Below are 15,080 nucleotides of genomic sequence, written 5' to 3'. Positions count from 1 at the left end.
ACAAGGTCATTGCTGTTTATATTTCATATCTGAATTAACGCCCGACCTGCCGATAGAACTGATTTTGCGGGTATATACCTTTTGGTGACAAATGAGAAAATGAGATAAGGATTTCACAAATATGGGAATGGTTATTACGCGGGCGCGTGGGTAATTCAAAGCCTTGGGTTTCCCCACAAAAACTTCAAAACCTTGGGCTCGCCGCTCAAACTGGTCCAGAGAGCGCGTTAAGCGCGCTGCCGCTGGCTGGCACTGTTTCAGGTGCCACAGCTATTGCCGCGAAATCTTGCCGCTTTCAAAACGACGTTGAACCTGAACCTGACGTAAACCTCTTACGGGCGGCGAACCCACAGGTTTTCCAATTTCCGCAACTCCATAGCTACTATTGTTCTTTTACATCCCTTCCCCCTGACTTTAATAATCGTTGTTAATGATGTGTTGCGATTACAAGGGAAAACGATGGGATACCGCATAAGTTTGCTGGAAAAAAGTCCGCTGGATGAACATGAGGATGCCGCCGGGGCGCTGCGCCGGACGCTGGAACTGGCGAAGCTGGCGGAACGCTGGGGCTATCACCGGTTCTGGCTGGCGGAACATCACAACACCGACAAACTCGCGATCTCCTCGCCGGAAATTGTCATCGCCTGGATCCTCGCGCATACGCAAAAACTGCGGGTCGGCTCAGGGGGCGTGATGCTGCAACATTACAGCCCGTATAAAGTCGCAGAGAATTTTAATCAGCTGGCGTCACTCGCGCCCGGTCGTGTCGATATCGGTATCGGCAAAGCGCCGGGCGGATTGCCGCTTTCTACCCACGCGCTGCAATACGCTGTCGATCCGGTGCGCAAAGGCGAGTTTGCGGATCAGCTGCGTCAGCTCGATGACTGGCTTTCTGTGCCGGTTCGCGGGCGCGGCGTGGATTCCCTTTCGGCCACGCCACAACCGCCGCAGTCGGCATCGCGCTTTCTGCTTGGCGCGAGCGAACAAAGCGCCCGGCTGGCGGCCAGTCTCGGCTGGGAATTTGTTTTTGCGGCGCACCTTAATGCCGACGAACGCGATATTTCCAGCGCCCTTTCCGCTTATTCCTACGACAGCAACGGGCGACGCGCCCTGCTCGCCGTGCCGGTGATTGTCGCCGACACCGCCGCTCAGGCCGCGCGTCTGGTGGATAACACCCAGCGTTACCGTGTGACCGGCAGCGACGGCCAGAGCGTAAATGTTGGCAGTCTCGAACAGGCGGAAACGTATATCCGGCAATCCGGCGCAGCGTCGCATCAGATTGAAGAACGCCAGTCTGACGTGCTGCACGGCACCGGCGAGGATGTTCACCGCCAGTTAGAAGCGTTGCAGGCCCGTTACGGCGTGGAAGAATTCATTATCGACACACCGGTCGCACAGCCACAGGCGCGCCTGCGTTCACTCGAACTGTTAGCCGCGTCCAGCATGGCGCTGGCATAAGGAACCGAACATGAGCCATCTGATCCGCCTTGCCCAGGAATCTGAAGCCGCGGCGCTGCATTCGCTGCTGCAAAAAGCCTATGAACCGCTGCTCGAACACGGCATCCATTTCACTATCACCCGCGCCAGTGTGGAGGATGTGCGGGATGTGATCCGCAATGAAACCACTTATGTACTGGAAAAAGACGGCGAACTGACGGCCACGCTGACGACCCGTTTTCTGTGGACACCGGCGAAAAATCATCTCGCGCCCTGGCCTTTTGTTCACTGGTTTGCCGTGGCGGAACATGCCAAAGGGCAAGGTTTTGGCAGCGAGATTATCCGTTATGTCGAAGAGACCTTTTTGCGCGACACGCTGAAATCCCCCGCCGTGTATCTGGCGACAGCCATCAAACACCCGTGGCTGACGGATTTGTATCAGCGCCGGGGTTACGAGCCGTTTCATACCGCGACTAATCCGCTGGGCGTCGAGCTGGTTTATCTGCGAAAAGTGCTGATTCAGCAGGCTTTCGACGCGCAGGAACAGGCCCCGCTGGTGCGCTCCATCGCGGAATTACGCACGCTGGTGTGATCGCGTATTAACGCTATTTAATTCATCAATGTTCTATTTCCAAGAGCCGTCCATGTAAGGGAAAGAAAATGACTCAAAAACAAAAGATACGTCTTGGCGCTATTATTCAGGGTGCGTCGGGAAATATGTCCGCATGGCGGCATCCGGATGCCATTGCCGACGCCAGTATTAATATTCAGTTCTGCCAGCAATTAGCGCAAAAAGCCGAACAGGCAAAATTTGATTTTTTATTTGTGGCTGACGGTTTGTTTATTACTGAGAAATCGATTCCGCATTTTCTTAACCGTTTTGAACCGATTACGTTGCTTTCCGCGTTGTCGCTGGTGACACAAAAAATCGGACTGGTCGCCACGCTTTCCACATCGTACAGCGAGCCGTTCACCGTCGCGCGCCAGTTCGCCAGCCTCGATCATCTCAGCGGCGGCCGCGCAGGCTGGAACGTCGTGACTTCTCCGCTGGAAGGGTCTGCCAAAAACTTCTCACGCGACAAACACCCGGAACACGACGAGCGTTACCGCATTGCCAGCGAATACGTCAGCGTGGTCAAAGGCTTATGGGATTCCTGGGAAAAAGACGCGTTTGTACGCAACAAAGCCACCGGCCAGTTCTTTGCGCCGGACAAACTGCATACGCTTAATCACCACGGCAAATATTTCTCGGTACAGGGCCCGCTGAACGTGGGGCGTTCTCCGCAGGGGCGTCCGGTCGTGTTCCAGGCCGGTGCTTCCGAACAGGGAAAAGCGTTTGCCGCTGAAGCTGCCGACGCGATTTACACCCGTCAGGAAACGCCGGAGCTGGCACGCGAATTCCGCGAAGATGTCCGCCGTCAGCTGGTCAAAAATGGCCGCGACGCCGACGACATCCGCGTCTTTCAGGGCATCAGCGTCATTATCGGTGACACCGTCACGGATGCCGAGCGTAAATATCAGGAAACCGCGCAACTGGTGACGCTGGAAAGCGCGCTGGATTATCTGGGCCGTTACTTTGAGCATCATGATTTCGCGCAGTACGACCCGGATGCGCCGTTCCCGGACATCGGCGATTTAGGCCAGAACAGTTTCCGCAGCACTACTGATGAGATCAAACGCAATGCGAAAGAGCGCGGACTGACATTACGGCAAACCGCGCTGGAAGCGGCCACGCCGCGCCCGACATTTTTCGGCACCGCCGAACACGTCGCCGACGGGCTGGAGCACTGGTTTACATCAGGAGCAACGGACGGGTTTATCGTTCGCGGTGGCACGCCGACGGCGTTTGATGACTTCACTGACTCCGTCATTCCAATTTTACAGGCACGCGGGTTGTATCGTACCGAGTACGAAGAAGGGACGCTTCGCGGGAATCTGGGGTTACGGGAGCCGGAGAATCAGTTTGCTGAGGTTGTGCATTCCGGTGCACTGACGGTTTAAATTTTTGCTGAGACCGCAGCAAAAGGCGGTTTTTCACTTGCAGTGAGGGGTAGTAAATTGATCGAGAAGATTTCGGTTTTTCACTTGCAGTGAGGGGTAATAAATTGATCGAGAAGATTTCGGTTTTTCAATTGCAGTGATCGCTCAGCGGCTGACGCCGAAACCGACCAAAGAGGGCTATGACGCGCCCTCTTTGGAATCTGCGCGTCTTTTTTACTGCGCGCTCCGCTCGCTGGCTAAGTTCCAGTAACTCCGGCTAGTGCCGCAAACGCCGCCGCTGCGCGGTTCTCTCGCCTCGGGTTCGAACCTGCTCGAAAAAACACTCTCGCTGTTTCTCACTCCTTACTCGACGTCGTTTTGAAAGCGGCCACAAATTTTCTAGTTCGCAACCTTACCGCTGATTGTGATTTATAAAATGAACAGACGTTTCGACTAGAAATTAAGTAAGAAAAGAGAATGCCTTAATTATGCTTCTGGCCGCTTTCAGAAAGCTTGCCGAACGAAGTGTTTCGAGACCTATGGCTCGAAACCGAGAAAGGGAACCGCGCAGCGGCAAGTTTTCGCGGCAATAGTTGCGGCACCTGAAACAGTGCCAGCGAGCGATAGCGCTTGTTGAAAAAGCGGGGAGAGATGCAAGAGAGGGAAAGCACTTCCCTCTCTTGGTCGGTTTCGGCGCAGTGAGTTAAGTCATCACAGTTATTGAAAAACCGAAACTTTCTCGATCTTTCGACATAGTCACACTGCAAGTGAAAAACCGAAACTTTCTCGATCTTTCGACATAGTCACACTGCAAGTGAAAAACCGAAACTTTCTCGATCTCTCGACAGCCTCACACTGCAAGTGAAAAACCGAAATCTTCTCGATCAACGATCAACTGTCAGCCCTCACTGCAAGTGAAAATCCGATTTTAAAGCGGTCCGGGCAAGCCAAGATTTGCCCGAAAATCCCCCCCGTTGTAATCGCGGTCGATTAGCTCCCGTTTCCGCAACTCCGGCAATAACCCGTTCAACAGTAAATCCTCCTGATCCGCCTGACCCAATCCATGTAATGAAATCACATCCAGCACACCCGCGCGGTAGCGCTCTTCTATGGCGTCCGCCAGCGATTCCGGCGTTCCGGCGACAAACCAGTGGCCGGTTTCCTGTGCCTGGATGATCAGTTCGCGCAGCGTCAGCCCCTGTAAGGCGAAACGTTTGAAGATTTCCGCACGCCCGCGACGGCGGTTGACCTGTTCGACGTCCGGCAGTAACCGCAGCGGGATCGGCTGATCCAGCGGGGAATCGCGCAGGTCTATTTCGCCGCCCAACATATCCGCGACTTTGAGCCGCCCCTGCTGATAATCAATCCGCTCGTGCTTTTCGAACAGACGACGCGCCACGTCTGACGGGCTTTCGCCGATGATCGAATGGAACGAGTTCATGATCAGTGGCCGGTTTTCGCGGCGGCCAGACGCATCGGCGTGATGATGCACGCGCTCAACAAAGGCTTTGGCATCTTCCAGCGTCGGCTGCGAGGTGTAGATCACTTCGGCGTATTTCGCACCGAGTTTCAGGCCTTCTTCGGATTGCCCGGCCTGAAATTGTACCGGCCTGCGCTGTGGCGGCGGCGGTACATTCAGCGGGCCCTGTACGCGGAAAAAATCCCCGTGATGATTAATCGGGTGCAGTTTACGCGGGTCAATTTTCACCGAACCGTTCTTACTGCGCGTCACCGCGTCCGGCTGATTGGCGTCAAATAAAGCATTGATGACCTGGATAAATTCCGTCGCGCGGGCGTAACGCACTTCCGGCGCGGGGAGCTGAATGTCACCAAAGTTTTCCTCACCCACCGAGGACGTCACGGCGTTCCAGCCCGCCCGGCCACCGCTGACGTGATCAAGCGTGCCAATCAGTCGCGCCAGATTGTACGGGTGCTGATAGGTGGTTGAAACGGTGGCGATCAGCCCGATTTGTGACGTCACCTGGCTGAGCGCGGCGAGTGTGACAATCGGATCCTGACTGCCGGTTGAACCGGAAAGCCCGTCGGGATCCGCCTGCAATAAATCGGCGGTGAAAAGCGCAGTGAATTTCTCTTTCTCCGCTTTTTTAGCCAGCGTAACAGCACGGGAGATACCGGTATCCGGGCGCGGATCATCAGAGGCGTAGATCGCGCTCCCTGCTCCGGCCAGGGTTTTTAAACGTCTGCGGGATGAACTGGTCAAACTGATCTCCTTTAACGGGAAAGATAAACCTGCGTTAAAAATAGAGAACAGAGGTGATTAAGCCACGAAGAAAAAAGCATTTCATAATCCTGAATATGGATAAGCCGGATTTTGCTGATTATTCCCTGGTTGATCAAAAAAATAATTTTTCGCTAAGTCATTTATTTTCGCTGATAAGCAAATATTGTGATTTTACAACTTAGTAACCTGCCCTTAATAATTCCTTTCAGCCGCCGGTTAATAGCGCGGCATCCTTATTATTTATGCGCTTATTCGAATAATTCATGATTAATGACCTGACGGGAAATGTATGAAATCTTTTGCTGGTGTGCGTTCTCTTTCTGCTTTAACACTTCTGGTGCTTTCTTCCGGGCAGTCGCTGTATGCCGCTGAACAACCTCAGCAAGGCGGAAGCCTGACGTGGGGCGTCGAAACCGAGCCCAATACGCTGAATCCGCAGTTAAACGGGCAATCCAAAGCCGAGCTTATCCTGCGCGTTGCCTATGAATCACTGCTGGCGCGCACGCCGGACGGCGCGTATATCCCGTGGCTGGCGACCGGTTATCACGTTTCCGGTGACGGCAAAACTTACACCTTTACCCTGCGCGATGACGTGAAGTTTTCCAACGGGGAAAAACTGACGTCCACCGCCGTGGCAGAAAACTTCCGTCATGCACAGGATCCGGCGTATTGCGCGGGTTCGAGTATTTGTGCGCTGGCCGGGCGAATCGATACCATCGCCACACCGGACGAGCACACGGTTACCCTCACGCTGAAGCAGGTTTACAGCCCGTTCCTCTCGTTTGCTTCCGGCCTGAAACTGATCTCACCGTCGTCGTGGACATCGCCGCAACTGAAAGCCGGTGGCACAGATATCGCAGGCACCGGCCCGTTCATTCTTAAGCGTTATGAGAAAGGCCAGCAGATTGAATATGTGCGCAACCCGGATTACCACTGGGCGTCGTCGAATGCGAAACATCAGGGCCCGGCGTATCTCGAAAGCGTCACGTACCGTTTCCTGCCGGAATCTTCCGTTCGCACCGGCGCGCTGCTTTCCGGTCAGGTGGATGTCATTGAAGGCGTGTCCGGCAACGATGCGGGCGAATTCAAGGACAACGCGGATTTCAGCTATCAGCACGCGCTGAACACCGGCACGCCGTATTCGCTGTTCCTGAATGTGCAATATGGCCCGACGCAGGAAGTGAAAGTACGACAGGCGATTTTGCAGGGGCTGGATATTTCTCCGATCCTTCAATCGATTTATCGCGGCGAACGCACGCGCGTCTGGGGCATTACGTCGCCGGTTGACCCGTTGTATGACGCCAGCCTGACCGGCAAATACGGCAATAATCCGGCGCTGGCTAACCAGCTTCTGGACGAAGCAGGCTGGAAAACCAAAGGCGCTGACGGCATCCGCACCAAAGACGGCAAGCCACTGAGCATCGAAATTATTCAGGCACAGGCCACCGTGCGTGACCAGCGTGACGTCCTGTTGCAGGCCTTGCAGGCACAGGCACGGCAACGGCTGGGCGTGGATCTGAAAATCCGTTACGTCGATTCCGGGACCTATACCGAAGTCAGAAAATCCGGTCAGTTTGGCTCAATTGCCAACTCCAATACCGACACCGACGGCATCGATATCGAGAACCATTACCTGCCGGTCAATGCCGGTGGTTCGATCAACTACAGCCGCACCGATGCACCGGAAATCATTCCGCTGCTGAAAGGTGCGTCGCAAACGCTGGATAACGCAGAACGTAAAACCTTCTACAGCCAGTTGCAAAACTTTGCCGTATTGCAGCAGGCGCTGGCGATCCCGCTTTACGAGCCGGAAGACCAGATTGCGGCGGCGTCTTACGTTCACGGCGTGGGTTTCAGACCGTTCAAACAGATGCCGGAAAACGCCTACGACGTCTGGCTGAGCAAGCATTAATCAGAAGTAAGGAGCTTTATTATGTCGGCTGAAAGTACCTTTATTCCCCCGCAGCGGCCTAAGTCAGCGCCTTCATGGTGCGGTCGCGTTGTCCGGCGGTTGCTGAGCGGCATGCTGGTGCTGTGGGCCGCGGTCACGCTGTCTTTTATCAGCGTGTATCTCGCGCCGGGCGATATTGTCAGTTTGCTGATGGGCGAACAGGTACAAACACCGGCGATTGAAGCGGCGATCCGCGCCGAATGGGGGCTGGATCAACCCTTGTATATGCAATATCTGCACTATCTCTGGCGCGTTTTGCACGGTGATTTTGGCCGTTCTTATATGCTCAATACCGACGTCAGTTCGCTGGTGCTATCGCAGCTGTGGCCGACTCTCAAACTCACCGGACTGGCGCTGGTCGTCAGCCTGATGTTTGCCGTGGTGATGGCAGTGACGACCGCGCACCGTCGCTGGGGGCAACGCATTGCGGGCGGCATCGAGCTGGTTCTGGCCTCGACGCCCTCTTTCTGGCTCGGCATCGTGCTGCTGTTTATCTTCAGCTTTACGCTGCGCTGGTTCCCGGTGGCGGGCGACCGCAGTTTTTCCTCGCTGGTATTACCGGCGTTATCCCTCGGACTGGCGCAGGGCGCGGTGGTTTCTCAGGTATTGCGGCGCGGGCTGGAAGATGCGCTCGACGAACCCTTTGTGCTGACGTTGCGCGCGTGGGGGCTGGGCAACCGCATTATCCGTTTACGCCACGCGCTGCGCCACGCCGCTCTGCCCGCCGTCACGCTGACCGGCTGGCTGATTGGCGGTTTGCTCAGCGGCGCGGTGATCACCGAGCAGGTGTTTGGCCGCCCCGGTTTGGGCAAAATCACCGTCGACGCCGTTCTGGGTAAAGACCTGCCGGTGGTGCTGGCGGTGGCGATTTTCTCCGCGCTGGTGTACGTCGTGCTCAGTACGCTGGTGGATATTTTATATCTGTTTATCGACCCGCGCCTGCGGGATAACGGCCAGAATGACGGAGAAAATGCATGAGCCAGTTGCTGATTTCAGGCGGCGTGAAGCGCCGGTTTTCCACCGGTTACCTTCTCGCTGCCGTGTATTTGCTGCTGGTCGCTTTGGCGGTGATTTTCCCCGCGTGGCTGACGCATTTCGACCCGCTGAACGCCGATCCGGTTAACGCGCAACTTCCACCTACCGCTGAACACTGGCTGGGCACCGACCAGCTCGGGCGCGACGTGCTGGCGCGCATCATTTACGGCAGCCGGTATTCCCTGCTGATCAGCCTCGCGGCGATGGCCGTGGCGGTCAGCATAGGCAGCCTGCTCGGCTTACTCGCCGGATTATTCAAAGGCCCGCCCGATGAGCTGATCAGCCGCGCCGTGGACGTGGTTTCCGCGTTCCCGGATTTACTGCTCGCACTGATGCTGATTGCGTTCACCGGCCCCGGCACCACCAATCTGATCTTCGCGCTAGGCGTCGCTTCTGTGCCTCGCTTCACCCGCGTGGTGCGGGCACAAACCTTTGTGGTGATGTCCTCCGGTTACGTGGAACAGGCGCGCACGCTGGGCCTCAAACGCCACGTTCTGGTCTGGCGGCATGTGCTTCCGCATGCTATCGCGCACGTTCCGGCGCTGGCAACGCTCGGGCTGGGCACCGCAATTATCGGCACGGCAGGTTTAAGTTTTCTCGGCATGGGGCCGCAACCGCCGACCGCAGAATGGGGGCTGATGCTGGCCGAAGGCCGTAATTATCTGCGCAATGCGTGGTGGATTGGCGTCTGGCCGGGCGTGGCGATCACCCTGACGGTAATTTCTGTGAACACGCTTGGCCGCTACTGGCAGGCCACTTTTGAAGGGAAACAGCCATGAGCGACGCACTGTTTATTGATATCCGCAATCTTTCGATCACCTTTCCCTCAGCAGACGGCGAAAAACCGGCCGTCAGCGGCCTGAATTTACAGCTCAGACGCGGGGAATCCATCGCGTTCGTCGGCGAGTCCGGCTCAGGTAAAACCGTCACCGCCCGCAGTCTGCTGGGGCTACAGGACGCCAAAGCGCGTATCACCGCTGACCGTTTTGTGATCGACGGGCAGGATATGCTCGGCGCCAGCCAGCGCCGCTGGCGTAAAATTCGTGGCAGCAAAATTGGCTATGTCTTGCAGGATGCGCTGGTGTCGCTTGACCCGTTGCGCCGCATCAGCCAGCAGCTACGTGATGCGTTGCAGGCGAACCGTGCCGGTAAGCCGCACGAGCTGCATCCGCAAAGCATTTCGCTGCTCCAGTCGGTGGGTATTCCTGATGCTGAAAACCGGCTGACGGCGTATCCGCATCAGCTTTCCGGCGGGCTTCGTCAGCGTGTGCTGATTGCCACCGCGCTGGCCGGGAAACCCGGTTTGCTGATTGCCGATGAACCCACCACGGCGCTGGATATGACGGTGCAGAAGCAGATTCTGGATCTGCTGCAACAGCGCCGTGACCGGGGCGAAAGCCTGCTGCTGATCAGCCACGACCTTTCCGTGGTCGGGCAACTCGCCGACCGGATCCTGGTGATGCATCAGGGCAAAGTGGTGGAAGAAGGCACGGGCGAAAAACTGCTGAGCAGGCCGGATCACCCGTATACCCGCCAGCTGCTCGCCGCCATTCCCGGCCCTGTCACGCGCGGGCTGAAACTCTCCGGCCAGAGCGGCAGGCCGCTGCCCGTCAAAAATATCGCCACCGGCGAACCGGTGCTGGACGTGCGCAATCTGAGTAAGCATTACGCGGGCAAAGCCGTGGTTAAGCACGTCAGCCTGACGCTGGCGGCGGGCGAAACGTTGGGGATTGTAGGTGAATCCGGCTCGGGGAAAACCACGCTGGCCAGAATGGTGCTCGGCCTGACTGAACCCGGTTCCGGTACGATTACTATTCAGGGGCAGCGCTGGAGTCAGATCCCCGAATCCGTCCGCAGACTGCAACGCCGCGGGATTCAGCTGATCGCACAAGATCCGCTCAGCTCTTTTGATCCGCGTTATAACGTGGAAAAAATCATCGGGGAAAGCCTCGACAGCGTGGGCATTTTTGGCGATGAACGACGTCGCCGTATCCTTCAGTTGCTCGATGAAGTGCAGCTCGGTGAAGGATTTTTACGGCGGTATCCGCGTGAACTTTCCGGCGGCCAGCGCCAGCGTGTTGCGATCGCCCGCGCTTTTGCGCCGAATCCTGCATTACTCGTGGCCGACGAGCCGGTGAGCGCGCTGGACGTTTCCGTACAGGCGCAGGTGCTGGATTTACTGGCCGAAATGCAGGCGGAACACCGCACCGCGCTACTGTTTATTTCGCACGATCTCGGCGTAGTACATCATCTGGCGGACAGGGTGATGGTGATGAAAGACGGCAGCGTGGTCGAGCACGGACAGGTCGATGACGTCTTCCACCGCCCTGCTCATCCGTGGACCCAAAAGCTGATTAATGCCCTGCCGGTGGTGAGTTCAAACCGGCAAACGGCGGCAGCGTTTTAAACACCGTTCAGACAAGCCGCTTGCCGTCTTTATCCACCACGCATTCGCCGTCTTCTTTGGTGAACGCGCCTTTCTGCGCATCCGGAAGAATATCCAGAGCCTTCTCTGACAGGCGGCACAGCGCGGTCCCGAGCGGCGTCACCACTACCGGGCGGTTCATCCGGATTGGATGCAAAAGTATCGCGTCAATGCGCTGCGCATCGGTGAAGTCCGGATTATCCAGCCCGAGTTCGCCATAAGGCGCGGTGTTAACGCGTAGCAGTTCCCTGACAGAAATGCCCATCGCGGCAATCGGTTTCACCAGTTCTTCACGCGAAGGCGGCGTTTCCAGGTACTGTCAGCGAGGTAAAGAAGCTGGAAAATCTTGCGAAAACAAATTCAATAAGTTCAGAAGCGGGCTTTCTATCAAGGTCAGGAACGTTATTTAACCCTGATTCATCGGATAAGATATGGCTACCCGCATTTCAGGGTGGCCATGTTTTCTTTGCCTTCTAAGCTAGTCAATGGCATCACACACAGCGCAATTCTTGGAACTCATCTGTTGTAGGTTACCGCGAAAGAAAGGAAAGCCATCAGGAACTCTCTGCCCGTGTGAATCAGGCGAAAATATGAGATTTCACAGATGGCTTAATGGTCTGTTACGCCCGCGATGCCTGACGGCGTTTAATCGATTTGCCCGCAACGTACGCCAGCGATGCACACAGCAGGTAGTACATCAGGCCGACAAACAGGAAGATCTCTGCCGGGTAGATTTGCACCCGGTTATTCACCTGCCCCGCGACGGTGGTCAGCTCCGGCACATTGACGATAAACGCCAGCGAGGTGTCTTTCACCAGCGAGATCAGCAACCCGAGATACGACGGCAACAGGTTCGGCCACGCCTGCGGCAGCAGGACATTGAGCAAAACCTGGCTGTAACTCATGCCGGACGCAATCCCCGCTTCGGTTTGCCCGCGCGGCAGTGACTCCAGCCCGGCCAGCGTGGAGTGCATCACCGCCGCCGAGGTAAACCAGGCAAGTGCGATAATCACCGTCAGCGGGCCGGGGATCGAGCCGCCAAACACCACCGGCAGCAGGAAATACAGCCAGAAAATCACAAAAATCAGCGGGATGCCGCGAATAAACGACGCCCACAAAAACAGCAATTTTCGCGTCCAGCCACCGAAACGCCAGGCTAACGCGGCCATTGCGACGCCCAGCACTAACGCCAGCACGCCAGCAGAAACGGCCATGATCAGCGTGAGTAAAACGCCGCCCGGTTCGCCGTCGGCCAGCCTTCCCCACAGCATGTAGGTGAAGTTATCGTGCAGAACCGACCAGTCAAATTCCATCGTTCACCTCCGCCTGCGGCCTTTGTTGCGGGCGTTTCGGGCCAAATACTGTCATCAGCCCGCCAAGGATCATCCCCAGCGCCAGATACAGCAACGTACCGACCGCAAAACCTTCAAAGGCGTGCGCGTTGTAACTTTCAATCTGACTGACCTGATACGTCAGCTCGGAAAATCCGATGCCGGTCGCCAGCGAGGAAAGCTTCATCAGGTTGAGATATTGCCCGGTGATCGGCTGCCAGGCGTTGGTCAGCGCCTGCGGTAACAGGATCGAAAGCAGCAACGTTTTGCGGCTGAAGCCCTGTGAAATCGCGGCTTCGGTCTGGCCTTTCGGCACCGAATTCAGCCCCGCCTGCACTTCTTCCACCAGAAACGCGGCGGTGAATAATCCCAGCCCCCACGCGGCGCACACAAATTCCGGTGTGAGCCACGCAATATTGCCGGGGAAGACCGCCCACGCATGGGTATCGCCGATGTAAAAACGCCAGCTTTGCGGCAGTGCGCCATACGCAGCGAAATACCAGAAAAGCAGCTGAACCAGCAGCGGCGTGTTGCGGAAAACCGACACAAACGCCGCTACCGCACCGCGCGCCAGACGCGACTGACTCAGGCGCAGCGCGATCAGTAACACCACCAGAAGTGTCGCCAGCACACTGCCCGCCATACTGACGTAAAGCGTGGTGAGAAAGCCGGAAATAATCCACTGCAAAGGCTGGCCGGTGAGCACGCCAGCCCAGTCAGGATGCCAGATCATTGCCCCGCTCCTGTTTCAGGATGCAGCGGGAACAGGACTTTTTGCAGAAAACGTTGCGCACGCGGATGCTGCGGACGCAGGAAGAAATCCTCCGGTTCCGCCTGTTCCAGGATCTCGCCGCCGTCCATGAAAATCACCCGATCGGCAATTTCACGGGCAAAACTCATTTCGTGCGTCACCACAATCATCGTGATGCCGCTTTTCGCCAGTTCCTGCATAACCAGCAGGACTTCGCCGATCATCTCCGGATCCAGCGCCGACGTCGGTTCATCGAACAAAATGATGTCCGGATCCGTCACCAGCGCCCGGGCAATCGCCACGCGCTGCTGCTGTCCGCCGGAAAGCTGCTCGGGATAATGCTGCGCTTTGTCCTGCAAACCGACGCGGGTCAGGAGCGCCAGCGCCTTCCCGCGTGCATCACTTTTCTTCCAGCCGTGGACTTTAATCAGCGCGAGGCTGACGTTGTCCTGCGCGGTCAGATGGGCGTACAGGTTGAACTGCTGAAACACAAAACCGATGTGCGTACGTAATTCGCGTAGCGCCGGTCCGTTCAGGCCGCGCGTCGGTTTGTTGTGGATGAGAATTTCGCCATCAGTGACGGTTTCCAGCTGATTAATCAGGCGGATGAGCGTGGATTTCCCCGAGCCGGACGGCCCGCAGACCGCCACCACATCGCCGCTGGCGACGCTCAGACTGACATTCCGGATCACGGGGTGATGACCGAAAGATTTACTGACCTGACGAAATTCAACCGCCGTGGTTTTAGCGGCGTTTGAATGTGAAAAAACCGCAGACGTCGCTGCGGTTGATAAGGAGTCTTGCTGCATGTGCATTACCTTGCATAAAGCGGATTATTTGGCTTCAATCTTGAACAGACGTGGCTGCGGAGATTTTGTCTGCGGGCCAAACCAGACGTTATAAATGCTCACCGCCTGACCGTTTTTCTCCAGATTCAGCAGCTCGTCATTCACCACTTTCAGCAGGCTGGTTTCGCCTTTTTTCACGCCAACGCCAATCTCTTCTTTGCTCAGTAATTCAGGCAAGACTTTGTATTTTGCCTTGTCCGGCGCGCCATCCAGCAATCCGGCCAGAATGGTGCTGTCCTGCGTAATCGCCTGCACGTTGCCGTTACGCAGCGCAGAAAGTGCCAGAGGTATATCGTCGTAAGACAACACGCGCGATTGCGGGAAGCGGTTATGCAATTCCTGCTCGCCGGTGGTGCCTTTCACCGCGCCGATACGCGCCGTGGCGTAGGCGTCGAGTTTATCCGGTGAACTGGCCGGCACCAGGAACTGCTGGCCGGTCACGAAATAAGGGAGGGAGAAATCGACCACTTTCGCGCGTTCCGGCGTGATGGTGATATCCGCCACAATCAGATCGGCTTTGCCGGACTGCAATAACGGAATACGGTTCGCCGGATTGGTCGGCACCAGTTGTAATTTTACGCCCAGCGTTTTCGCCAGCGCTTTCGCAAAATCAACGTCATAACCGACGATATCGTGCGTTTTGGCATCCACAGAACCGAACGGTGGATTGGAATCAAACGTAGCCACTTTCACCACGCCGGCTTTTTTGATATCAGCCAGCTGATCTGCATGGGCTGCAAAAGTTGAAACTGCGCTGAGCGCCAAAAACAGACCGGCGGAAACAACGCTTTTATTGAATTTATTTTTGATTACTGAAGAAGCAGCCATAGTTTTTCCTTATAAGTCATCTTAAGAGGGCTCGCGCCCTAAATTTATAATCTGGCAGGTAAATAACGTTTTTGTTTTGTAGGTCAGAGAATTGCATATAGGAACGGGCGGCTGCCACTAACAAAAAAGGATATAGATGGATGATTAATGCATAAGGGTTGGATCTGATTGGCAAGATGCGGGGGCGCATCTCTGGTCAAAGCCTGGGCTCGTGGCCAAAACCCATAAAAAAAGCGTCCTGTTAGCGCTCAG

Annotated in this window: 12 protein-coding genes and 1 pseudogene; 7 read left to right on the top strand and 6 right to left on the bottom strand. The window is 56.2% G+C overall.

The annotated features are described in order from the left end of the window. Nucleotides 1-459 precede the first annotated feature (459 nt). The 3 genes from GW579_RS02595 to GW579_RS02585 all read left to right on the top strand — a co-directional run bounded on the left by GW579_RS02595 (nt 460) and on the right by GW579_RS02585 (nt 3,438). Nucleotides 460-1,458 (top strand): LLM class flavin-dependent oxidoreductase, encoded by a 999-nt coding sequence (locus GW579_RS02595; RefSeq protein ID WP_165057349.1) that lies wholly within the window; start codon nt 460-462, stop codon nt 1,456-1,458. A gap of 10 nt (nt 1,459-1,468) precedes the next feature. Next, nucleotides 1,469-2,029, top strand: a complete 561-nt coding sequence (locus GW579_RS02590; RefSeq protein ID WP_152326091.1) for a GNAT family N-acetyltransferase — start codon at nt 1,469-1,471, stop codon at nt 2,027-2,029. Nucleotides 2,030-2,097: 68 nt separating this feature from the next. After that, a complete protein-coding gene (locus GW579_RS02585; RefSeq protein ID WP_165057347.1) occupies nt 2,098-3,438 on the top strand; it encodes an LLM class flavin-dependent oxidoreductase in 1,341 nt (446 codons plus the stop codon). 907 nt (nt 3,439-4,345) lie between these two features. Here GW579_RS02585 and GW579_RS02580 read toward each other — a convergent pair. Next, a complete protein-coding gene (locus tag GW579_RS02580; protein ID WP_165057346.1) occupies nt 4,346-5,638 on the bottom strand; it encodes an NtaA/DmoA family FMN-dependent monooxygenase in 1,293 nt (430 codons plus the stop codon). Between the two features lie 310 nt (nt 5,639-5,948). Between GW579_RS02580 and GW579_RS02575 the strand changes: the two genes are divergently transcribed. Genes GW579_RS02575 through GW579_RS02560 form a run of 4 tightly spaced genes read left to right on the top strand, consistent with a single transcriptional unit; the run spans nt 5,949 to nt 11,052 of the window. After that, nucleotides 5,949-7,571, top strand: coding sequence for an ABC transporter substrate-binding protein (locus GW579_RS02575; RefSeq protein ID WP_165057344.1), 1,623 nt, complete (start codon nt 5,949-5,951; stop codon nt 7,569-7,571). Between the two features lie 21 nt (nt 7,572-7,592). Next, nucleotides 7,593-8,588, top strand: coding sequence for an ABC transporter permease (locus tag GW579_RS02570; RefSeq protein WP_165057342.1), 996 nt, complete (start codon nt 7,593-7,595; stop codon nt 8,586-8,588). Beyond that, nucleotides 8,585-9,424 (top strand): ABC transporter permease, encoded by an 840-nt coding sequence (locus GW579_RS02565; RefSeq protein WP_165057340.1) that lies wholly within the window; start codon nt 8,585-8,587, stop codon nt 9,422-9,424. Before GW579_RS02570 ends, GW579_RS02565 begins: the two co-directional genes overlap by 4 nt. Further along, complete coding sequence (locus GW579_RS02560; RefSeq protein WP_165057338.1) at nt 9,421-11,052, top strand: dipeptide ABC transporter ATP-binding protein; 1,632 nt, start codon at nt 9,421-9,423, stop codon at nt 11,050-11,052. The genes GW579_RS02565 and GW579_RS02560 overlap by 4 nt, the downstream gene beginning before the upstream one ends. Before the next feature lie 7 nt (nt 11,053-11,059). Here GW579_RS02560 and GW579_RS02555 read toward each other — a convergent pair. From GW579_RS02555 to GW579_RS02535, 5 genes and pseudogenes are all read right to left on the bottom strand, one after another. Continuing rightward, nucleotides 11,060-11,386 (bottom strand): annotated as a pseudogene (locus GW579_RS02555) (ArsC/Spx/MgsR family protein); the annotation flags it as partial. A 304-nt stretch (nt 11,387-11,690) separates the two neighbouring features. Beyond that, nucleotides 11,691-12,383 (bottom strand): amino acid ABC transporter permease, encoded by a 693-nt coding sequence (locus GW579_RS02550; RefSeq protein ID WP_165057336.1) that lies wholly within the window; start codon nt 12,381-12,383, stop codon nt 11,691-11,693. Further along, complete coding sequence (locus GW579_RS02545; RefSeq protein ID WP_152326083.1) at nt 12,373-13,134, bottom strand: amino acid ABC transporter permease; 762 nt, start codon at nt 13,132-13,134, stop codon at nt 12,373-12,375. Before GW579_RS02545 ends, GW579_RS02550 begins: the two co-directional genes overlap by 11 nt. Beyond that, nucleotides 13,131-13,961 (bottom strand): amino acid ABC transporter ATP-binding protein, encoded by an 831-nt coding sequence (locus GW579_RS02540; RefSeq protein ID WP_152326082.1) that lies wholly within the window; start codon nt 13,959-13,961, stop codon nt 13,131-13,133. Before GW579_RS02540 ends, GW579_RS02545 begins: the two co-directional genes overlap by 4 nt. 24 nt (nt 13,962-13,985) lie before the next feature. Beyond that, nucleotides 13,986-14,828, bottom strand: coding sequence for an ABC transporter substrate-binding protein (locus GW579_RS02535; RefSeq protein ID WP_165057334.1), 843 nt, complete (start codon nt 14,826-14,828; stop codon nt 13,986-13,988). Between the last annotated feature and the right edge of the window lie 252 nt (nt 14,829-15,080).

Origin of the sequence: Rahnella contaminans (assembly GCF_011065485.1) — a bacterium.
GTDB lineage: Bacteria > Pseudomonadota > Gammaproteobacteria > Enterobacterales > Enterobacteriaceae > Rahnella > Rahnella contaminans.
Note: the sequence above shows the minus strand (reverse complement) of the source record. Positions and strands in the feature narration are given on the sequence as shown.